Below are 19,804 nucleotides of genomic sequence, written 5' to 3' on the forward strand. Positions count from 1 at the left end.
AACTCCCTCTACCATCGCCATGACCGACACCACCGCGCAGAAGAACAACATCAGCAACCATCTCGACCGGCAGCGCGCCAAGCTCAAGGTCGAACTCGAGAAAGCCGGCGCCGAAATGGCCGCGACCAAGCAAGAGCTGGCACACTTGCTGGCGCCGGCCCAGGCCCAGCTCGCGCAATACAAGGACCGTTTCGGCACGCTTTGCGCGGCCTCCAAGGTCGCGCTTTACAACGAGGCGTTCGACGCCTCGCTCATGCCGTCCCTCACGCTCAAGCCCTTGGCAGACGCGCGCGGCGCGAACCAGCGGGTGCTTGGCCTGGGCCTGATCGCGGCCACCCTGATCGGCGTGTACTACCTGCTCTCGACGCTGGGCTGGCCTGGGCTGGCGGTGCCGCTCGCGGTGTTGTCGGCGGCGCTGCTGTACCGGCACTTCTTCAACAAGTCGCGGGTGCGCTTCGCGCAGGCGCACAGCCAGGCCGAGGTGGCGATGCTGGACCGGCTCGGTCAATACGAACCGGTGCTCATGCAGTTCGACAGCTCGCCGTCCGACGACCAGGCCTACCGCTACAACTGCACCCGCATCGCCCCCGGCTGCGGCGACGACATCGACCGCAGCTGGAATATCGACAAGGCCAAATACGGCGACCTGTTCGGCGCCAGCTTCGTCAGTTTCAACGAGGCGGCCGATTTGAAGGTGCAATCGATCCTGATCCGCCTGCAATGCCCCGAAGACAAGATCGAGATCCTCGACTTCAAAAGCAGCGAGGGCGTCAAGTTCAAGTCGATCAAGACGGCGCTGCTGGCCATGACGCGCGCGCTCGGGCCGGAAATGGCCGCCAGCGTGCTGCCGCTGACGGCGCTGTCCCAGCGCCGCCGCATCGAGCAGAAGAAACTGCGCCTGCTCGAGGCCAGGATGGGCAATTTCGATGCGCAGGAGCAGGCCTGGAGCGAGGTCGCGGTGACGCGCGGGGCGCTCGACGAGATCTTGCTGCAAATCGAATTGTTCAAGCACGGCGGGGCCGGCGCGCCGCGCGGCCTGTTGCTGTACGGCCCGCCGGGAACGGGCAAGACCAGCATCGCGCGCAACCTGGCCGCGTCGTCGGGCTGCCACTTCATGTCCGTCAGCTCGGCCGACCTGAAGGGCCAGCACCAGGGACATACCGCGCCCAAGGTGGCCGCGAGCTGGCAGGCGGCGCGCGCCAAGGCGCCGTGCATCCTGTTCATCGACGAGTGCGAGGGCGTCCTTGGCAAGCGAACATCGGGCGACCATGTCAATTTCAACAATGAGCTGATCGAGGCCTTCCTGGCCGAATGGCACGGCATGAATTCGGTCGCCGGCCAGGTCTTCGTGGTCGGCGCGACCAACCGCCACGAGGGCCTCGACGACGCGGTGGTGTCGCGCTTCAACCAGCTCATCGAGATCGCCTTGCCCGACTTGGAACTGCGCACGCGCATCCTGGTGCTCGAGTTTAAGAAGTGCGGCATCGGCATGCCGGTGTCCGCGCAGATGGCCAAGGACACCGCCGGCATGTCCGGGCGCGACATCCAGAACCTGGTGATGCGCTTCCAGAGCGTGGTGTATTCGGGCGAGCAGAACGAGGCCGAGTTCGCCAACACCGTCAAGCTCATCCGCGGCAAGTCCTCGACCCAGACCGAGGAGGTCAGCTGGGACCAGGTGGTCCTGCCCGAGGCGGTCAAACGCAAGTTGCAGTCGCTGGCAAAGAAGATCAAACGCGCCGAGGAGTACCGCGAGCGCGGCCTGCCTGTGCCCAAGAGCCTGCTGTTGTACGGGCCGCCAGGCACCGGCAAGACCCAGATCGCGCGCGCGCTCGCGAGCGAATCCGGGATCGCCTTCCAGGCCGTGAGCACGGCCGACATCAAGGGCAGCCACCTGGGCGAATCGGGCGCGCGCGTCAAGCAGCTGTTCGCGAAGGCGCGCGCGCAGGCGCCGTGCCTGTTGTTCATCGACGAGATCGACATCGTCACCGGCAGCCGTGGCGGCGCCGACAGTTTCAGCCAGGAGATCGTCGGCCAGCTGTTGCAGGAGATGGACGGCATCGCCTCGCGCGCCGGCAGCGGGCAGGTGTTCATCCTGGCGGCGACCAACTGCCTCGACGACATCGACGCGGCCGTGCTGTCGCGCTTCTCCGACAAGGAGGAGATCGGCTTGCCGGACGCGGCGGCGCGTGCCGACATCCTCAAGGTCCTGCTCACCGGAAAGCCGCTCGGCTTCGAGCTCGCGCCCTCGCTCGCGGCGCTGGCCGAGGCGACCGGGGGCTGCTCCGGGCGCGACCTGGCGTCTCTGGTCAACAGCGCGGCGAGCCGCGCGATGGAGCGCGCCGACGACAACGGCCACGACATCGACGAGGTGCGCATCGTGCTCGACGACCTGCAGCAGTGGTCGGCGCGGCGCGCGCCCGAGCTCCGGCCGGCATAGGACATATTCGAAATATTCGGCCCGGCCTTATGAGCTTGACAAGGCCGCATCCCGGGATTAATCTATTAACAAATTCGTTAATTGCTTAATTCTAAACCATGCACCTTGACCGCGTCTTTGAAGCACTCGCGTCCGGCCCGCGTCGGCAAATCCTGGCCTATCTGTCGGAGGCGCGCTTGTCGACCACCGATCTGGCCGCGCGCTTCGCCATGAGCGCGCCGGCCATTTCGCGCCATCTTTCGGTGCTCGAAAACGCCGGCTTGGTCACGCGCGAGCGCGCGGGCCAGTTCGTCTACTACCAACTCAACCGCGACAGCCTGGTCAACACCCTGACCGGCTACGCGTTCGAGGTTTGCCCGGTCGCCGGGCCGCTCAAGCGCGAGTCGCGCGCACTCAAGAAGCGCGGCGCCGAATAGCGATGTAATCCGCTTTTCAATCCACCAGGGAGTCACCATGACGGAACGGGCTGCGAGCCTGTTGGGGCACCGTGCGCGCTGCGCGCACGCCAACAGCGTTGTTGAAGGCGAGGTGCGGTACGCGCCGGGCAAGTCGCTGTGGTTCATCGCCATGGCATGCGGGGCGGCCGTGGGCGGCGCCTTGACGTTCAGCGTTGCCGCGTTCGCCGTGTTTGTGGGGGCGACCGCGACGGTCTTGCTGTTCGGCCACTCGCTGGGCAGCCACCGCAAGCTCATCCACAACAGCTACCAGTGCCCGCGCTGGCTCGAATACCTGCTGGTGTATTGCGGCGTGCAGGTGGGACTGGCCGGGCCCATCGGCCTGCTGCGCCAGCACGAACTGCGCGATTTCGCGCAGCGCCTGCCCGCCTGCCACGACTACCTGCGCCACGGCGCCGGCCCGTGGACCGATGCGTGGTGGCAGCTCAACTGCGAATTGCGGCTCAAGGACGCGCCCCACATCGAACTCGAGGCGCGCATTGCCAACGACCGCTTCTACCAATTGCTCGAGCGCACATGGATGCTGCAGCAACTGCCGCCGGCGCTGCTGCTGTTCGCGTGGGGCGGGTGGGGCTTTGTGTTCTGGGGCGTGTGCGCGCGCGTGACGGCCGGCGTGTTCGGGCATTGGCTGATCGGCTACTTCGCCCACAACCACGGCGGCATGCATTACGAGGTGCAGGGCGCGGCGGTGCAGGGCAGGAATATCCGTCTGACGTCGCTGCTGACGATGGGCGAATGCTGGCACAACAACCACCACGCCTTCCCGGGCTCGGCGCGGCTCGGCCTGGCCGAGGGTGAATGGGATCCGGGTTGGTGGGCGCTCAAAGGCATGCAATCGGTGGGCCTGGCCTGGGACCTGAAACTGCCGGCGGACCTGGCGCACCGGACCGAGCTCAAGATGGTCGGCCCAACATTCCTGCCCGGGCCGACCGGCACCGGCACGCTGGAGCCGACATGGCGGCGCCGGTTGACGGCGTCGTAAAAAGGCCAGGCCGCCATTTTCGAAAATGTGGCCGATGGTGGCCGGGGCGCTTGCCGGCCAGAGCTGGGCGAGCGCCGCACGTGGGGCTATTATTTTATTTCAGGCATCGTGGCGAATGGCTTGTTCGTGCTGGCCACATTGATGGTCATGATCGAGGGGCTGATCTGCGCGATCCTGATCGTGCCCCTGTTTGCGCTGTTTGGCGCGCTTGACAGTTTGGGCATGGGCGCGGTCTGCCGGATGGCCGATTGGCCAAAGAAACGGCTTGTTTGCAGTATCGCGGCGCTGCCCTTGCTGCGCCGGCAAGACGAGGCTGACGGTGCGCATGCGTTACCGCGTCAGCACCCAATTCAACTGGTATGCGGAGCATGTCGCGCGCGGCCTCATTGGCAACTTCGAAGAGGTGGTCCTCGGCTTGTATGCGAGCCGCGCCGGTTAGACCGGCGTCGGGTTCCTCGACTACGCGCCGAAAATTGAAAATGGAAAAGGGAAAATGGAAAAGGGAAAAGGGAAGGGCAATCGCTTGCGGCCCTTCCCCATGGTTCAAACGGCGCCAGTTTAGCCCGAGTTGCGGCCGAACTTGCCGGTCCGCACCCAGACCGTCACCTTGCCGGCCGGCACCTGGAAATTGCCCCAGCCGTTGGCGTCCGCGCACACGGTCGCCGTGGTGGCGCCGGTGACGTCGTTGAAGCACTGGTTCGCGTGCCCCGAGCCGACCTTCATCCACTTCGAGCCCGCGCTGCTGCGGTTGTCGTTGAGCAGCACGGCCATGCCGTACCAGTGCGCCGCATTGCCCTCATGCGTCCAGCCGACCACGTTGCTGTTGTCGAAGTAGTTGTTCTGCACGCCGTACACATGGAACTTGCGTCCCGTGAGCATCTTGTCGATCACCCAGCTATGGTTGGCGACCTTGCCGGGCACGCCCTCGTAGTCGCCGAGGAACACGGTCGGGTAGCCGCCCTGGCGCAGCAGGATGGACGCGTAGGCGAGCGGCTTGAACCAGTCCTGCACCTTCGAGTACAGCGCGCGGCCCTCGAGCGTGTCGTGGTTGTCGACGAAGGTGGCCGCGCGCGTCGGTTGCGCCGCCACCAGGGTGTTGTTGAACAGCGAGCCCATGTCGAAGCCGCCGTTGGCGTCGGCCGCCTGCTGGAAGCGGGCGTGCAGTGGCACGTCGAACGCCGACATCTTGTCGTTGGACGTGCCGTTGACGCTGTTGACGTAGTTGTTGAGCTCGTTGATGTCGGACGACCAGTATTCGCTCACGGCGAAGGCGCCGGTCTTGCCGGTCGACTGGCGCACGTGGTACAGCCACTCGTTGAAAAAGCTGGCCGAGATGTGCTTGGTGGCGTCGATGCGGAAGCCGTCGAGCTTGGCCGTGTTGGTGTACCACACGCCCCAGGTCTTGAGGTGGCTGCGCACGTCGGGATGCGCGAAATCGAGGTCGGCGCCCATCAGGTAGTCGTAGTTGCCCTTCTCGGTGCTGACCCCGGTGTCCCACGCCTTGCCGGTGCCGCGGAACTTGTAGATGCGGCAGTTGGTGCAGCCGTCGGCGCCCAGGTTCTGCGCGTAGTCGACGCCGTCGAAGTGGTACCAGTTCCACTTGAAGTTGTTGTATTTGAGCGTGCCGTCGGCCTGCAGCCGGCCCGGGAAGGTGAACTTGGTCCAGGTCTGCAGGCTGACGTCGCCGCCGTATTCGGTGTTGCGGTTGTTCTGGTCGACCCGCACGCCGGTGGTCCATTCGGTCAGGTCGGCGCTGGTCTTGTGGTTGAGGACGATGTCGCCGTAGACCTGGATGCCGGCCGCGTGGGCGGCGTCGATGGCGGCGATGTACTCGGCCTTGGTGCCCCAGCGGGTGCGCACGCTGCCCTTCTGGTTGAATTCGCCGAGGTCCCAGATGTCGTAGACACCATAGCCGACGTCGCTGGCGCCGGCGCCGCCCTTGTAGGCGGGCGGCAGCCAGAAGGCGGTGATGCCCTTCGTGGCCCAGCTGGCCGAACTGTTCTTGACGCGGTTCCAGTGCTGGCCGTCGCCGTTCGAGTCCCAGTCAAAATACTGCAGCATGGTGCCGTTGGTCTGGGCCATGGCCGATGTGGCCGACAGCACGAGGGCGGCGGCCAGCAGGATGCGGGGCATGCGGCGGGCGTTGCGCGGTACTTTTTTGTTTGTTGCTTGCATTTTCGTCTCCGATGGTTTTTTTATATTTACTCATGGTTAATGCTGAAGCAGGGAAAGGTGGGGTGGGGCGCTCCGATCTTGGTTTGTGGAAAATATTCGTACTATTGCTACCATTTTGGCTGCGACGGCTGTCTCATGGCCTTTTGCAACATACCTATGCTGCTACCAGCTCGCGCCAATGTCAATCGTTTAAGCCGAGTGCAATGTAGTTTTATTTCCATTACAGTGTGTTTCGGGCGCGGCGGTGCTGTTTGCCCCCGCGCGGCAATACTGGGTACAATCGCATTCGCCCATTTCACCTCGACATCTATGCACCCTAAAAGCCTGACCCTGCTTGCCCTTGCCCCGCTGTTGGCCGCGTGCGGCTCGCCGCCGCCCGTGCAGGAGCCGCTCAAGCCGGCCGTCGTCGTGCCCGCCGCGCCGCGCAAAATCAAGATCGGCCTGGCCCTCGGGGGCGGGGCGGCGCGCGGTTTCGCCCACATCGGGGTGATTAAGGCGCTCGAGGCGCAGGGCATCTACCCGGAGATCGTGGCGGGCACCAGCGCCGGCAGCGTGGTGGGCGCCCTTTACGCGGCCGGCAACGACGGCTTCGCGCTGCAAAAGACGGCGATGGAAATGGACGAGGCCAGCATTTCGGACTGGGCCATGCCCTTGTTCGGGAAGACCTCGGGCGTGCTCAAGGGCGAGGCGCTGCAGAATTACGTCAACAAGGCGGTGCGCAACGTCCCGATCGAAAAGCTCAAGCTCAACTTCGGCGTGGTGGCGACCGACCTCAACACGGGCAAGCCGATTCTTTTCCAGCGCGGCAACACGGGCCAGGCGGTGCGCGCCTCGTCGTCGGTGCCGGGCGTGTTCCAGCCGGTCCGGATCGGCGCCAACTCGTATGTGGACGGCGGCTTGGTGGCGCCGGTGCCGGTGCGCTTCGCGCGCGAGATGGGGGCCGACTTCATCATCGCGGTCAACATCTCGACGCAAACCGACGCGCAGGCGGCGGTCAGTTCGATGGAGGTGATCATGCAAACGTTCGCGATCATGGGGCAGAGCCTGAACCAGCACGAGTTGCGCGACGCCGACGTCGTGATCCAGCCGAGCCTGCCGAACATGAAGGGCGGAGACTTCAACGGCCGCAACCTGGCGATCCTGGCGGGCGAGCGCGCGGCGGCGGCGATGATGCCGCAGATCAAGGCCCGCTTGAAGGCGAAGCAACAGCCATAAACCGAGCGCCGCGACCGGCCGCCGCCTAGCGCGCAGGCAAAATTCCTTAACCGGGGTCTGACCCCGGTTAAGGAATTAATGTCGTGCTTGAGGGTAAAACGGCGGCAGCCAGCCCTTGGGCGCGCCATTTTGAGGTTGGCGTGGGGAAGTTGATTTCGATATCGGGGTCAGACCCCGGTTACAAATGGCTGTTGCGCGCCGGTTGCGATTTTGCTTGTCCTTGGTCTTGAATTGTTGCATAGCTAATATATTGACAGTCATATCTTGCAACGCATCGGGCGGCGTAGAATCGGCCGCTAAATTTTATTCAAGGAACGCATCCATGCAAAACAAACCCAGCCTGACCCTCGACGATGTCAAGAAGATCACCGCCGCCGCCGAGGCTGAGGCCGTTGCCAACAATTGGAAGGTCGCCATCGCCGTCGTCTGCGAAGGCGGCCATCTGCTCGGCTTTCAGCGCATGGATGGCGTGGCCCCCGTGTCGTCGCAGCTCGCGCCGGCCAAGGCCAAGACCGCAGCACTCGGCGGCCGCGAGTCGAAGGTTTATGAGGACATCATCAATAACGGCCGCACCTCGTTCCTGAGCGCGCGCTTCCTCGAAGGCATGCTCGAGGGCGGCGTGCCCATCGTCTGCGAAGGCCGCGTCGTCGGCGCCGTCGGCGTCTCGGGCGTGAAGTCGACCGAGGATGTGCAAGTGGCCAAGGCGGGCATCGCCGCGCTCGGCCTGTAGTTCTGCCCCTAAGTTCGTGCCGGGGCGCGCCCGCCAATCGCTGCGGGCGCGTGCAAATCCTGAAATGTGACACTAAAATGTGCCGGCCGGCGATTGCCGGATGCCCCCGTTTGCGCTATAATTCTGAGGTTTAGCCATTCACACACATACCGTAGCGACTACCCACCTCCCTCATTCAAAATGACGTCCCCAGCAGAGCGCAAACGGCTCGGCGCGGGTGCATGTCGGTCTGACGTGGCGCAGCTACGGTAACTTTATCAGGAGTTGCCCTTGCCGCCATTTTTTTCTGGCCCAGCCGTTCCAGCCATTCTCGTACTCGCGGACGGTACCCTCTTTAAAGGCGTTTCCATCGGCGCCGCCGGCCACACCACCGGCGAGGTCGTGTTCAACACGGCCATGACGGGCTATCAGGAAATCCTCACCGATCCCAGCTACACGCGCCAGATCGTGACACTGACCTATCCGCACATCGGCAACACCGGTGTCAATCCGGAAGACGTCGAGTCGGGCAAGATCTGCGCCGCCGGTCTGATCATCCGCGACCTGCCGCTGCTGGCCTCCAATTTCCGCTCCACCCAATCGCTGTCGGACTACCTCAAGAGCGAGAACATCGTCGCCATCGCCGGCATCGACACGCGCAAGCTGACCCGCCTGCTGCGCGAAAAGGGCGCCCAGAGCGGCGCCATCCTGGTCGGCAGCCTCGGCAAGGAGCCGATCGCCGCCCAGGCGCTGGAGTTGGCGCGCTCGTTCCCCGGCCTGTCGGGCATGGACCTGGCCAAGGTCGTCTCGACCAAGGCCGCCTACGAGTTCACCGAGACCGAATGGGTGCTCGGACAAGGCTACGGCAAGCTCGCCGAGCCCAAATTCCACGTGGTCGCGTTCGACTACGGCGTCAAGCGCAACATCCTGCGCATGCTGACCGAGCGTGGCTGCAAGGTCACCGTGCTGCCGGCGCAAGCGTCCGCCGCCGACGCGCTCGCGCTCAACCCGGACGGCATTTTCCTGGCCAACGGCCCGGGCGACCCGCAGCCGTGCGACTACGCCATCGCCGCGGCCAAGGAGCTCATCGAGCGTGGCATCCCGACCTTCGGCATCTGCCTCGGGCACCAGATCATGGCGCTCGCCTCGGGCGCGACGACGCTCAAGATGAAGTTCGGCCACCACGGCGCCAACCACCCGGTGCAGGACCTCGACAGCAACAAGGTCATGATCACCTCGCAGAACCACGGTTTCGCGGTCGACGCCGCGACCCTGCCGGCCAACTGCCGCGTGACCCACGTGTCGCTGTTCGACGGCTCGCTGCAGGGCTTCGCCCGCACCGACAAGCCGGCGTTCTGCTTCCAGGGCCACCCTGAAGCTTCCCCGGGCCCGAACGACGTGGCCTACCTGTTTGACCGCTTCATCAGCCTGATGCAAGCCGCGGAGAAAAATTAAATGCCAAAACGTAGTGACATTAAAAGTATTCTGATCATTGGCGCCGGCCCGATCATCATCGGCCAGGCCTGCGAGTTCGACTATTCCGGCGCCCAGGCCTGCAAGGCGCTGCGCGAGGAGGGCTACAAGGTCATCCTCGTCAACAGCAATCCGGCCACCATCATGACCGACCCCGAAATGGCCGACGTGACCTACATCGAGCCGATCACCTGGAAGGTCGTCGAGCGCATCATCGCCAAGGAGCGCCCCGACGCCATCCTGCCGACCATGGGCGGCCAGACCGCGCTCAACTGCGCGCTCGACCTGCACAACCACGGCGTGCTCAAGCAGTACAACGTCGAACTCATCGGCGCCTCGCCCGAAGCCATCGACAAGGCCGAGGACCGCTCCAAGTTCAAGCAGGCGATGACCAAGATCGGCCTCGGTTCGGCGCGTTCGGGCGTGGCCCACTCGATGGACGAGGCCTGGGTGGTGCAGCGCGAGCTGGGCTTCCCGACCATCATCCGGCCCTCGTTCACGATGGGCGGCACCGGCGGCGGCATCGCCTACAACGCCGAGGAGTTCGAAACCATCTGCAAGCGCGGCCTCGAAGCCTCGCCGACCAAGGAATTGCTCATCGAGGAGTCCCTGATCGGCTGGAAGGAGTACGAGATGGAGGTCGTGCGCGACAAGACCGACAACTGCATCATCATCTGCTCGATCGAGAACCTCGATCCGATGGGCGTGCACACGGGCGACTCGATCACGGTCGCGCCGGCGCAGACGCTCACCGACAAGGAATACCAGATCATGCGCAACGCCTCGCTGGCGGTGCTGCGCGAGATCGGGGTCGACACGGGCGGCTCCAACGTGCAGTTCGCGATCGACCCGGCCGACGGGCGCATGATCGTCATCGAGATGAATCCGCGCGTGTCGCGCTCGTCGGCGCTGGCGTCGAAGGCGACCGGCTTTCCGATCGCCAAAATCGCCGCCAAGCTGGCCGTCGGCTTCACGCTCGACGAGCTGCGCAACGAGATCACCGGCGGCGCGACCCCGGCCTCGTTCGAGCCGTCGATCGATTACGTGGTCGTCAAGGTGCCCCGCTTCACGTTCGAGAAATTCCCCGCCGCCGACCACCACCTGACCACCCAGATGAAATCGGTGGGCGAGGTCATGGCGATCGGGCGCACCTTCCAGGAGGCGTTCCAGAAGGCGCTGCGCGGGCTCGAGGTCGGCGTCGACGGCCTCAACGAGAAAACCCGCGACCGCGAAACCATCGAGGAGGAGCTCGGCGAGCCGGGCCCGGACCGCATCTGGTACGTCGGCGACGCCTTCGCCCAGGGCTTCACGATGGAGGAGGTGCACCAGCTGACCCACATCGATCCGTGGTTCCTGATCCAGATCAAGGAGATCGTCGAGATCGAACTGTGGCTCGACACCCAGAAGTTGGAGGCGCTCGACAAGCCGCTGCTCTACAAGCTCAAGCAAAAGGGCTTCTCGGACCGCCGCCTCGCCTTCCTGCTGCAAACGACCGACACGGCGGTGCGCGAGCGCCGCCACGCGCTCGGCATCCGCCCCGTCTACAAGCGGGTCGACACCTGCGCGGCCGAGTTCTCGACCGACACCGCCTACATGTACTCGACCTACGACGAGGAGTGCGAGTCGAACCCGAGCGACAAGAAGAAGATCATGGTGCTCGGCGGCGGCCCCAACCGCATCGGCCAGGGCATCGAGTTCGACTACTGTTGCGTGCACGCGGCGCTGGCGATGCGCGAGGACGGCTACGAGACCATCATGGTCAACTGCAACCCCGAGACCGTCTCGACCGACTACGACACCTCCGACCGCCTGTACTTCGAGTCGCTCACGCTCGAGGACGTGCTCGAGATCGTCGCGCTCGAAAAGCCGGTCGGCGTGATCGTCCAGTACGGCGGCCAGACCCCGCTCAAGCTCGCGCTCGACCTTGAAAAGAACGGCGTGCCGATCATCGGCACCTCGCCCGACATGATCGACGCGGCCGAGGACCGCGAGCGCTTCCAGCAGATGCTGCACAAGCTCGGCCTGCACCAGCCGCCCAACCGCACCGCGCGCACCGAGCCCGACGCGCTGGCGCTGGCCCAGGAGATCGGCTACCCGCTGGTGGTGCGCCCCTCGTACGTGCTCGGTGGCCGCGCGATGGAGATCGTCCACGACCAGCGCGACCTCGAGCGCTACATGCGCGAGGCGGTCAAGGTCTCGCACGATTCGCCCGTGCTGCTCGACCGCTTCCTCAACGACGCGATCGAGGTCGACGTCGACTGCATCTCCGACGGCGAGACCACCTTCATCGGCGGCGTCATGGAGCACATCGAGCAGGCCGGCGTGCACTCGGGCGACTCGGCCTGCTCGCTGCCGCCGTATTCGCTCAGCCAGGACACCATCGACGAACTCAAGCGCCAGACCTCGCTCATGGCCAAGGGCCTCAACGTCATCGGCCTGATGAACGTGCAGTTCGCGATCCAGAAGCAGGAGCTCGAGGGCAGGATGGTCGACAAGGTGTTCGTGCTCGAGGTGAACCCGCGCGCCTCGCGCACGGTGCCGTTCGTGTCAAAGGCGACCGGCCTGCAACTGGCCAAAATCGCCGCGCGCTGCATGGTCGGCCAGACGCTGGCCTCGCAGGGCGTCACCAAGGAGGTCATCCCGCCGTTCTTCAGCGTCAAGGAGGCAGTGTTCCCGTTCGTCAAATTCCCGGGCGTCGACACCATCCTAGGACCCGAGATGAAGTCGACCGGCGAGGTCATGGGCGTGGGCATGACGTTCGGCGAGGCGTTCGTCAAGTCGCAGCTCGGCGCCGGCATCAACCTGCCGACCTCGGGCAAGGTGTTCCTGTCGGTCAAGGCGTCGGACAAGCCGCGCACCGTGCAGGTGGCGCGCGACCTGGTCGAGATCGGCTTCCAGCTGGTGGCCACCAAGGGCACGGCGGCGGTGATCGCGGCGGCCGGGATTCCGGTGGTGGCGGTCAACAAGATGTCCGAGGGACGCCCGCACGTGGTCGACATGATCAAGAACCAGGAAATCGTGCTGGTCGTGAACACGGTCGAGGAAAAACGCACCGCCATCGTCGACTCGCGCCAGATCCGGATTTCGGCTTTGGCCGCGCGCGTGACGACATACACTACAATTGCGGGTGCGGAGGCGGCGGTCGAGGGCATGCGCCATCTCGACGAGTTGCGGGTCTATGATTTACAAGGCCTGCATAAAACCTTAAACTAGGTGGCAGGCAGTACCTCAACCACAGAGCTCGCACGGCTTTCGTCGTGTGACTCTGTGGTTTTCACTTGGTGCCACCAATAACACAGCCGCTCTTTACACACGGTATTGACACATAAGCAGATAACCATGAATTCAACAGTTCCACTTACCAAATTCGGCGCCGAGCTCCTCAAGAACGAGCTGCACCAGCTCAAGACCAAGGAGCGCCGCATCGTGATCGACGCGATCGCCGAGGCCCGTTCGCACGGGGACCTGTCCGAAAACGCCGAATACGACGCGGCCAAGGAGCGCCAGGCCTTCGTCGAGGGCCGGATCGCGGAACTGGAGGGCAAGCTGGGCGCGGCGCAGGTGATCGACCCGACCACGCTCGACGCCGAGGGGCGCGTGGTGTTCGCGGCGACGGTCGACCTCGAGGACCTCGAGAACGGCCAAAAGGTGACCTACCAGATCGTCGGCCTCGACGAGGCCGATCTGAAGTTGAGCAAGGTGTCGGTGACATCCCCGATCGCGCGCGCGCTGATCGGCAAGTACGCCGGCGACGTGGTCGAGGTGCAGGCGCCGTCCGGCCCGCGCGAATACGAGATCATCGAAGTGCGCTACATCTGATGCTGCTCTCGCGCGTGCGGCTGCTGGTGGCCGCGCTGTGGGCGGGCAGCCTGTGGACGGTCGGCTACCTGGTCGCGCCGACCGCGTTCGCGAGCTTCGAGCGGCCCATGGCGGGCGCGGTGGCGGCGGCCATGTTCCACAGCGAGGCGATGCTCTCGCTCGGCTGCGGCGCGGCGATGCTGCTGTTGCTGTTCGTGGCCAAAGGCTTGGACCCGAAGCGGCGCCGCGGCCTGATGCTGCTGGCGCTGGCGATGCTCGGTTGCACGCTGGTGTCGCACTTCGGCCTGCAGCCGCTGATGGCGGCCTTGCGCGCGGGCTCGCTCGACGGGGTGATGGTTGGGGATGCCAAGGCGCGCTTCGGCATGCTGCACGGCGTCTCGAGCGTGATCTACCTGATCCAGAGCGTGCTGGCCGGTTGGTTGCTTATCAAGAACGCTGAAGAAAAAAGCAATTGATCAAAGCTGAGCAGTAAAAACGAATTAGAACTACGTAGTAAAAAACGAACTAGATCCACGCAGTAAAAAACGACCGGAGCCGGTTCGCCAACCGCTTTCCACCCACCGCCGCAACCAACGTCATCCCCGCGCAGGCGGGGACCCATGCTGAGCTTTCCTTCACGCGACTCTTAGACTTTGCCCACGAAAGTGGCGTAGTAAAAGTAGCCAAAGTTAACAACGTGCCAGTTCAGCATGGGTCCCCGCATTCGCGAGGAGTCGTTTCTGCCAATGGCAGGAATGACGGGGGGCGCGGTGGGCAGGGCATGTCGGCTGATCCAGCCCCGAATTCCAGGCAATTACTTACCCAGAGCACCTTTCTTGGGGCTCGTCTGGCGCGGTTTTGCGCGCTTGATCGTGCCACCCTCGGTGACCCGCTCATTGCCTTTGATCATGACCTTGGTGACGCTCGGACGTTTGGTGCCGCTGGCACTGGCCTTGACGATGGTCACTTCGCGCATGCCCTTGCCGGACTTGCTGCTGCGCTCCTTGACCACCTCTTTTTTGGGGCGGTAGACGACGAGCAGCTTGCCGATGTGCTGGACCGGCGCGGCCTCGAGTTCCTCGCAGATCTGCTCGTAGATGGCGACCCGCGCCTCGCGGTCGTCGCCGAACACGCGCACTTTGATGAGGCCGTGGGAATCGAGGCTGGCCGCGATTTCCTTCATGACCGACGGGGTCAGGCCTGCTTCGCCAATGATGACGACTGGCTTCAGCGCATGGGCTTCAGCGCGCAGTGCGCTGCGCTCGACGGGTGTAAGTTTTTGCATAATTATTTAGATAAATCCTTTAAAAGCAGTATTCTACGCGAATGGCAAAGAACAAATTAAACAAAAACTGGTTGCACGACCACATTAACGACCCCTATGTGAAGTTGGCCCAGAAGGACGGCTACCGCGCGCGCGCCGCCTACAAGCTCAAGGAAATCGACGAGAGCGAGAAACTGATCAAAACCGGCCAGGTCGTCGTCGACCTCGGTTCGACCCCGGGCAGCTGGGGCCAGTACGTGCGCCGCAAGTTCGCCGGCAAGGACGGCGGCGGCATCAACGGCACCATCATCGGGCTCGACATGCTGCCGATGGAGCCGATCGCCGACATGCACTTCATCCTCGGCGACTTCCGCGAGCCGCGCAGCCTGCGCCAGCTCGACACCATCCTGGCCGGGCGCAAGGCCGACGTGGTGCTGTCGGACATGGCGCCGAACCTGTCGGGGATCCCGACGGCCGACTCGGCGCGCATGGAGCATCTGATCGATCTGGCGATCGAATTCTCCCAGTTCCACATGAAGCCGGGCGGCGCGCTGCTGGTCAAGTGTTTTAAAGACATGGGTTTCAGCCAGGTCGTGGAGAAATTCCGGGCCGAATTCAAAACCGTCAAGCAGATCAAGCCCAAGGCGAGCCGCGACAAATCGTCCGAGATCTTCCTGCTCGGGCGCGGTTTGAAGAACCCCACGGAAAATAATCTTGCGATGGAAGACGAATCGGGCCTTGATATTCGCGGCCTGTAGCCGCACATCAAGAGCAGGAGGGCGCCGCGCCACGGGTTCGGCGCCGCTTTGGCTTGAAGGCCGTTGCGGCGGTTTTTCGGCATGTCCGCTGGCGTGCGTGGCATTGCCTGCTTAATGCGAGTAAAATCCGAGTTCTATATCGGTAAAAAGATGCGCCTGCATCGAAGGAGTTTTCGTGAATAATATGTTTTCCAAGTCCGCATTCTGGGTCGTGGCAGCGTTGCTGCTGTTCGTGCTGTTCCAGCGTTTTGACAGCGGCAACGCCGCCGGCGGCGCAACAACGATCAAATATTCCGAGCTGCTCGACCAGGTCAAGGCCCGGAACATCAAAGAAGTGCTCATCGAAGGCTCGGTCATCACCGCCACGCGCAACGACGACTCCAAGGTGCGCGCGACCGCGTCGCACCACGACCGCGGCCTCGTCGGCGACCTCGTCAACAACGGCGTGCGCTTCGACATCAAGCCGCCCGAGGAGCCTGGTTTCCTGTATCAAATCCTGCTCAACTGGTTCCCGATGCTGTTGCTCATCGGCGTGTGGATCTTCTTCATGCGCCAGATGCAGGGCGGCGGCAAGGGCGGCGCGTTCTCCTTCGGCAAGTCGAAGGCGCGCATGATGGACGAGACCAACAACACCGTCACCTTCGGCGATGTCGCCGGTTGCGACGAGGCCAAAGAGGAGGTCAACGAGATCGTCGACTTCCTCAAGGACCCGACCAAGTTCCAAAAGCTCGGCGGGCGCATCCCGCGCGGCGTGCTCATGGTGGGCCCTCCCGGCACCGGTAAAACCCTGCTCGCGCGCGCCATCGCCGGCGAGGCCAAGGTGCCGTTCTTCTCGATCTCCGGCTCCGACTTCGTCGAGATGTTCGTCGGCGTCGGCGCCTCGCGCGTGCGCGACATGTTCGAGAACGCCAAAAAGCATTCGCCCTGCATCATCTTCATCGACGAGATCGACGCCGTCGGCCGCCACCGCGGCGCCGGCATGGGCGGCGGCAACGACGAGCGCGAACAAACCCTGAACCAGCTGCTCGTTGAAATGGACGGCTTCGAGGCGAGCTCCGGCGTCATCGTCGTGGCCGCGACCAACCGCGCCGACGTGCTCGACAAGGCGCTGCTGCGTCCGGGCCGCTTCGATCGCCAGGTCGTCGTCGGCCTGCCCGACATCCGCGGCCGCGAGCAGATACTCAACGTGCACATGCGCAAAGTGCCGATCGGCACCGACGTCAGGGCCGACATCATCGCGCGCGGCACCCCGGGCTTCTCGGGCGCCGACCTGGCCAACCTCGTCAACGAGGCTGCGCTGTTCGCGGCCCGCCGCAGCAAGCGGCTGGTCGAAATGATCGATTTCGAGGACGCCAAGGACAAGATCTACATGGGCCCCGAGCGCAAGTCGATGGTCATGCGCGAGGAAGAGCGCACCGCCACCGCCTACCACGAGTCCGGCCACGCGGTCGTCGCCAAGCTGCTGCCCAAGGCCGACCCGGTGCACAAGGTCACGATCATGCCGCGCGGCTCCGCGCTCGGCCTGACCTGGCAGCTGCCCGAGCACGACCGCCTGTCCCTGTACAAGGACAAGATGCTCGAGGAAATCTCGATCCTGTTCGGCGGGCGCATCGCCGAGGAGATCTTCGTCGGCCAGATGTCGAGCGGCGCCTCGAGCGACTTCTCGCGCGCCACCAAGGTGGCCCGCGCGATGGTCACGCGCTTCGGCATGTCCGACAGCATGGGTGTGATGGTCTACGAGGACAGCGAGAACGAGGGCTTCTTCGGCGGCGCCACCAAGACCATCTCCGAGGCGACCCAGCAAAAAGTCGACGCCGAGATCCGCGACATCCTCGACACCCAGTACCAACTGGCGCGCCGCCTGCTCGAGGAAAACCGTGACAAGGTCGAAAAAATGACCAAGGCGCTGCTCGACTGGGAGACGCTCGACGCCGACCAGGTCAACGACATCATGGCCGGCGGCGATCCGCGTCCGCCGGCGGTGATTCCGGTGCGCCGCAATCCGCCGCCGAGCGACAAGGGTCCCGGCGATGTCGCGCCGAACGCCACGGCGCCCGTCTGATCCGGCCGCCACCGCGAATGCGCCACACAGGCAGGACCGTTAAAGGGTGGGGATTCGTCCCCGCCCTTTTTGCGTCCGCGCGCACGCCTTGCGCACTTGATTTACCTCGCACAAGTTGGACCCCTTGCACGCCTTTCACCCCTTTCACCCCTTACGCGCCGCCGCAAGCGGCGGGGACCCGCCTTTGAATCCACCACTGCCAAGCAGCTTCCAGTGCGGCCGCTACAGCTTCGCGCTCGCGCGCCGGCCGCTCGTCATGGGTGTGCTCAACGTCACACCCGACTCCTTCTCCGAAGGCGGCCACTTCCACGGCCTTGAGTTCGCCCTCGTGCGCGCCGAGGAAATGATCTCCGAAGGCGTCGACCTGATCGACATCGGCGGCGAGTCGAGCCGCCCGGGGGCGCCGGCGCTCCCGCTCGACGACGAGCTGGCCCGCGTGATCCCCGTGGTGTACGCCTTGCGCGACCTGGGCAAGCCGGTCTCGGTCGACACCTACAAGCCTGGCGTGATGCGCGAGGCGATTCTCGCCGGCGCCGACATGATCAACGACATCAACGGCTTCCGCGCGCCGGGCGCGCTCGAAGCGGTCGCCGACAGCGACTGCGCCTTGTGCGTGATGCACATGCAAAACACGCCTGAAACCATGCAGCACAATCCTGCGTATAAGGATGTGGCGGCCGAGGTCATCGCGTTTTTGCAGGCGCGCGTGGCGGCCATGACGGCCGCCGGGATCGCGCGCGAGCGCATCTGCGTCGATCCCGGGTTTGGGTTTGGGAAGTCGGTTGAGCATAATTTCGATCTGCTGCGCGCGGTCGGGCGCATCAAGCGCGAGCTTGGCCTGCCGCTGCTGGCCGGCGTGTCGCGCAAGTCGATGATCGGCGCGGCAACCGGCAAGCCGGTCGAACAACGCCTTGCGGGCAGCCTCGCGGGCGCTTTGGCTGCGGTAGCGCATGGCGCAGCACTGGTGCGGGTGCATGATGTCGCCGAGACGGTCGACGCGCTCAAGGTCTGGCAGGCTGCTCATTAAGTTTATAATTCACAAAATTTACAAAATTTATAAAAAAGAGAGTAACGATGGCACGCAAATATTTTGGTACTGACGGCGTACGCGGCTTGGTTGGCGTCGCCCCCATCACCCCCGACTTCGTCATGCGTCTGGGCTACGCCGCCGGCAAGGTGCTCGCCAAGACGAGTCCCTCGTCGGGCCGGCCGACCGTCATCATCGGCAAGGACACGCGCATCTCGGGCTATATGCTCGAAGCGGCGCTCGAGGCCGGCTTCAACGCCGCCGGCGTCGACGTGATGATGGCCGGTGTGGTGCCGACCCCGGCCGTCGCCTACCTCACGCGCGCGCTGCGCCTGTCGGCCGGCGTCGTGATCTCGGCCTCGCACAACGCGTTCCAGGACAACGGCATCAAGTTCTTCTCCAAGCACGGCACCAAGCTCGCCGACCACGTCGAGCTCGAGATCGAGGCGGCCATCGACATGCCGATGGAATGCGTGGCCCCCGACAAACTCGGGCGCGCGAAGCGCCTCGACGACGCCCAGGGCCGCTATATCGAGTTTTGCAAGAGCTCCTTCCCGAACGAGCTCGACCTGCGCGGCCTGAAGGTCGTCGTCGACTGCGCCCACGGCGCCGCCTACGACATCGCCCCCCACGTGTTCCACGAACTGGGCGCCGAGGTGATCGCCATTGGCGCCGCCCCGAACGGCCTGAACATCAACGCCGGTTTCGGCGCGACGGCGACCGCCGCGATGGCCGCCGCCGTGGTCGAGCACAAGGCCGACCTCGGCATCGCCCTCGACGGCGACGCCGACCGCCTGATCATGTGCGACAAGAACGGCCGCCTCTACAACGGCGACGAACTGCTGTACGTGATGGTGCGCGACCGCATGGCCACCGGTCCGGTGGCGGGCGCCGTCGGCACCCTGATGACCAATATGGCCCTCGAGGTCGCATTCAAGGAACTTGGCATCGGCTTCGCCCGCGCCAAGGTCGGCGACCGCTACGTGCTCGAGGTGATGAAAGAAAAAGGATGGATCCTCGGCGGCGAGGGTTCTGGCCATCTGCTATGCCTCGACAAGCACACCACCGGCGACGGCATCGTCTCGTCGCTGCAGGTGTTGTCGGCGTTGATGCGCAGCGGAAAATCGCTCGATGAATGCTGCAGCGAACTGGTGCTGTACCCGCAGACCCTGATCAACCTGAAAGTGCCCGCCAATTTCGACTGGACGAAAAATCCGGCGATGGTGGCCGAAAAAGAATTGGTCGAGCACGAGCTGGGCGACGCCGGCCGCGTGCTGATCCGCGCCTCGGGCACCGAGCCGCTGATCCGTGTGATGGTCGAGGCCAAGACGGCGGTGCTGGCGCAGACCATGGCGCAACGCATCGCCGACAAGGTCATGGCGGCGTGAGCGGGCGGGCGGGGCGCCAGTGACGACGCAGACCGCTTCGATCCGCGCTTTATTGATGCAG

General features: G+C 64.4%; 16 protein-coding genes. 13 read left to right on the plus strand and 3 right to left on the minus strand.

Features of this window, described 5'->3' with window-relative positions:
- Positions 1–19: 19 nt before the first annotated feature.
- The 3 genes from C7C56_RS11000 (at position 20) to C7C56_RS11010 (ending at position 3,874) form a co-directional block, all read left to right on the plus strand.
- Entirely contained in the window at positions 20–2,437 is a 2,418-nt protein-coding gene (locus tag C7C56_RS11000) for an AAA family ATPase (protein WP_106757448.1), read from the plus strand.
- A 98-nt stretch (positions 2,438–2,535) separates the two neighbouring features.
- Positions 2,536–2,853 carry a metalloregulator ArsR/SmtB family transcription factor gene (locus tag C7C56_RS11005; protein WP_106757449.1) on the plus strand — a complete coding sequence of 106 codons (318 nt, stop codon included), beginning with the start codon at positions 2,536–2,538 and terminating at the stop codon, positions 2,851–2,853.
- Between the two features lie 37 nt (positions 2,854–2,890).
- Complete coding sequence (locus C7C56_RS11010; RefSeq protein ID WP_106757450.1) at positions 2,891–3,874, plus strand: acyl-CoA desaturase; 984 nt, start codon at positions 2,891–2,893, stop codon at positions 3,872–3,874.
- Between the two features lie 99 nt (positions 3,875–3,973).
- On the opposite strand, the gene C7C56_RS28130 is transcribed toward C7C56_RS11010, so the two are convergent.
- Together C7C56_RS28130 and C7C56_RS11015 are read right to left on the minus strand one after the other, a co-directional pair.
- Positions 3,974–4,201 (minus strand): hypothetical protein, encoded by a 228-nt coding sequence (locus tag C7C56_RS28130; protein ID WP_146204421.1) that lies wholly within the window; start codon positions 4,199–4,201, stop codon positions 3,974–3,976.
- A 231-nt stretch (positions 4,202–4,432) separates the two neighbouring features.
- Positions 4,433–6,049 carry an alpha-amylase gene (locus C7C56_RS11015; protein ID WP_219933140.1) on the minus strand — a complete coding sequence of 539 codons (1,617 nt, stop codon included), beginning with the start codon at positions 6,047–6,049 and terminating at the stop codon, positions 4,433–4,435.
- A 309-nt stretch (positions 6,050–6,358) separates the two neighbouring features.
- Here C7C56_RS11015 and C7C56_RS11020 point away from each other — a divergent pair, with 309 nt between their 5' ends.
- The 6 genes from C7C56_RS11020 (at position 6,359) to C7C56_RS11045 (ending at position 13,720) form a co-directional block, all read left to right on the plus strand.
- A complete protein-coding gene (locus C7C56_RS11020) occupies positions 6,359–7,264 on the plus strand; it encodes a patatin-like phospholipase family protein (protein ID WP_106757451.1) in 906 nt (301 codons plus the stop codon).
- Positions 7,265–7,586: 322 nt separating this feature from the next.
- Positions 7,587–7,994: a GlcG/HbpS family heme-binding protein gene (locus C7C56_RS11025; RefSeq protein ID WP_106757452.1), complete on the plus strand. Its 408-nt coding sequence runs from the start codon at positions 7,587–7,589 to the stop codon at positions 7,992–7,994.
- Positions 7,995–8,264: 270 nt separating this feature from the next.
- Complete coding sequence (carA, locus tag C7C56_RS11030) at positions 8,265–9,428, plus strand: glutamine-hydrolyzing carbamoyl-phosphate synthase small subunit (RefSeq protein ID WP_106757453.1); 1,164 nt, start codon at positions 8,265–8,267, stop codon at positions 9,426–9,428.
- A complete protein-coding gene (gene carB, locus C7C56_RS11035) occupies positions 9,429–12,659 on the plus strand; it encodes a carbamoyl-phosphate synthase large subunit (protein ID WP_106757454.1) in 3,231 nt (1,076 codons plus the stop codon).
- Between the two features lie 126 nt (positions 12,660–12,785).
- A complete protein-coding gene (gene greA / locus C7C56_RS11040) occupies positions 12,786–13,265 on the plus strand; it encodes a transcription elongation factor GreA (RefSeq protein WP_106757455.1) in 480 nt (159 codons plus the stop codon).
- Positions 13,265–13,720, plus strand: a complete 456-nt coding sequence (locus C7C56_RS11045; RefSeq protein ID WP_106757456.1) for a DUF4149 domain-containing protein — start codon at positions 13,265–13,267, stop codon at positions 13,718–13,720. Before greA ends, C7C56_RS11045 begins: the two co-directional genes overlap by 1 nt.
- Before the next feature lie 338 nt (positions 13,721–14,058).
- Here C7C56_RS11045 and yhbY read toward each other — a convergent pair whose 3' ends face one another.
- Positions 14,059–14,529, minus strand: coding sequence for a ribosome assembly RNA-binding protein YhbY (yhbY, locus tag C7C56_RS11050; protein ID WP_106757457.1), 471 nt, complete (start codon positions 14,527–14,529; stop codon positions 14,059–14,061).
- Between the two features lie 41 nt (positions 14,530–14,570).
- Here yhbY and C7C56_RS11055 point away from each other — a divergent pair, with 41 nt between their 5' ends.
- The 4 genes from C7C56_RS11055 to glmM all read left to right on the plus strand — a co-directional run bounded on the left by C7C56_RS11055 (position 14,571) and on the right by glmM (position 19,743).
- Positions 14,571–15,266 carry an RlmE family RNA methyltransferase gene (locus C7C56_RS11055; RefSeq protein ID WP_106757458.1) on the plus strand — a complete coding sequence of 232 codons (696 nt, stop codon included), beginning with the start codon at positions 14,571–14,573 and terminating at the stop codon, positions 15,264–15,266.
- Between the two features lie 175 nt (positions 15,267–15,441).
- Positions 15,442–17,328, plus strand: coding sequence for an ATP-dependent zinc metalloprotease FtsH (gene ftsH, locus C7C56_RS11060; RefSeq protein ID WP_106757459.1), 1,887 nt, complete (start codon positions 15,442–15,444; stop codon positions 17,326–17,328).
- Positions 17,329–17,524: 196 nt separating this feature from the next.
- The gene (gene folP, locus C7C56_RS11065; protein ID WP_229458712.1) at positions 17,525–18,355 is read left to right on the plus strand and encodes a dihydropteroate synthase; all 831 of its coding nucleotides are present in this window, start codon (positions 17,525–17,527) and stop codon (positions 18,353–18,355) included.
- A 47-nt stretch (positions 18,356–18,402) separates the two neighbouring features.
- Positions 18,403–19,743, plus strand: a complete 1,341-nt coding sequence (gene glmM, locus C7C56_RS11070; protein WP_106757460.1) for a phosphoglucosamine mutase — start codon at positions 18,403–18,405, stop codon at positions 19,741–19,743.
- The last annotated feature ends 61 nt before the right edge of the window (positions 19,744–19,804 follow it).

It is taken from the genome of Massilia glaciei, assembly GCF_003011895.2.
Classification (GTDB): Bacteria; Pseudomonadota; Gammaproteobacteria; order Burkholderiales; family Burkholderiaceae_D; genus Telluria_A; species Telluria_A glaciei.

What these genes read in the sequence shown, in the direction of transcription:
- C7C56_RS11000 (WP_106757448.1), top strand. Translation starts at nt 20, where the DNA reads ATGACCGACACCACCGCGCAGAAGAACAACATCAGCAACCATCTCGAC.
- C7C56_RS11005 (WP_106757449.1), top strand. Translation starts at nt 2,536, where the DNA reads ATGCACCTTGACCGCGTCTTTGAAGCACTCGCGTCCGGCCCGCGTCGG.
- C7C56_RS11010 (WP_106757450.1), top strand. Translation starts at nt 2,891, where the DNA reads ATGACGGAACGGGCTGCGAGCCTGTTGGGGCACCGTGCGCGCTGCGCG.
- C7C56_RS28130 (WP_146204421.1), bottom strand. Translation starts at nt 4,201, where the DNA reads ATGCGCACCGTCAGCCTCGTCTTGCCGGCGCAGCAAGGGCAGCGCCGC.
- C7C56_RS11015 (WP_219933140.1), bottom strand. Translation starts at nt 6,049, where the DNA reads ATGCAAGCAACAAACAAAAAAGTACCGCGCAACGCCCGCCGCATGCCC.
- C7C56_RS11020 (WP_106757451.1), top strand. Translation starts at nt 6,359, where the DNA reads ATGCACCCTAAAAGCCTGACCCTGCTTGCCCTTGCCCCGCTGTTGGCC.
- C7C56_RS11025 (WP_106757452.1), top strand. Translation starts at nt 7,587, where the DNA reads ATGCAAAACAAACCCAGCCTGACCCTCGACGATGTCAAGAAGATCACC.
- carB (WP_106757454.1), top strand. Translation starts at nt 9,429, where the DNA reads ATGCCAAAACGTAGTGACATTAAAAGTATTCTGATCATTGGCGCCGGC.
- greA (WP_106757455.1), top strand. Translation starts at nt 12,786, where the DNA reads ATGAATTCAACAGTTCCACTTACCAAATTCGGCGCCGAGCTCCTCAAG.
- C7C56_RS11045 (WP_106757456.1), top strand. Translation starts at nt 13,265, where the DNA reads ATGCTGCTCTCGCGCGTGCGGCTGCTGGTGGCCGCGCTGTGGGCGGGC.
- yhbY (WP_106757457.1), bottom strand. Translation starts at nt 14,529, where the DNA reads ATGCAAAAACTTACACCCGTCGAGCGCAGCGCACTGCGCGCTGAAGCC.
- C7C56_RS11055 (WP_106757458.1), top strand. Translation starts at nt 14,571, where the DNA reads ATGGCAAAGAACAAATTAAACAAAAACTGGTTGCACGACCACATTAAC.
- glmM (WP_106757460.1), top strand. Translation starts at nt 18,403, where the DNA reads ATGGCACGCAAATATTTTGGTACTGACGGCGTACGCGGCTTGGTTGGC.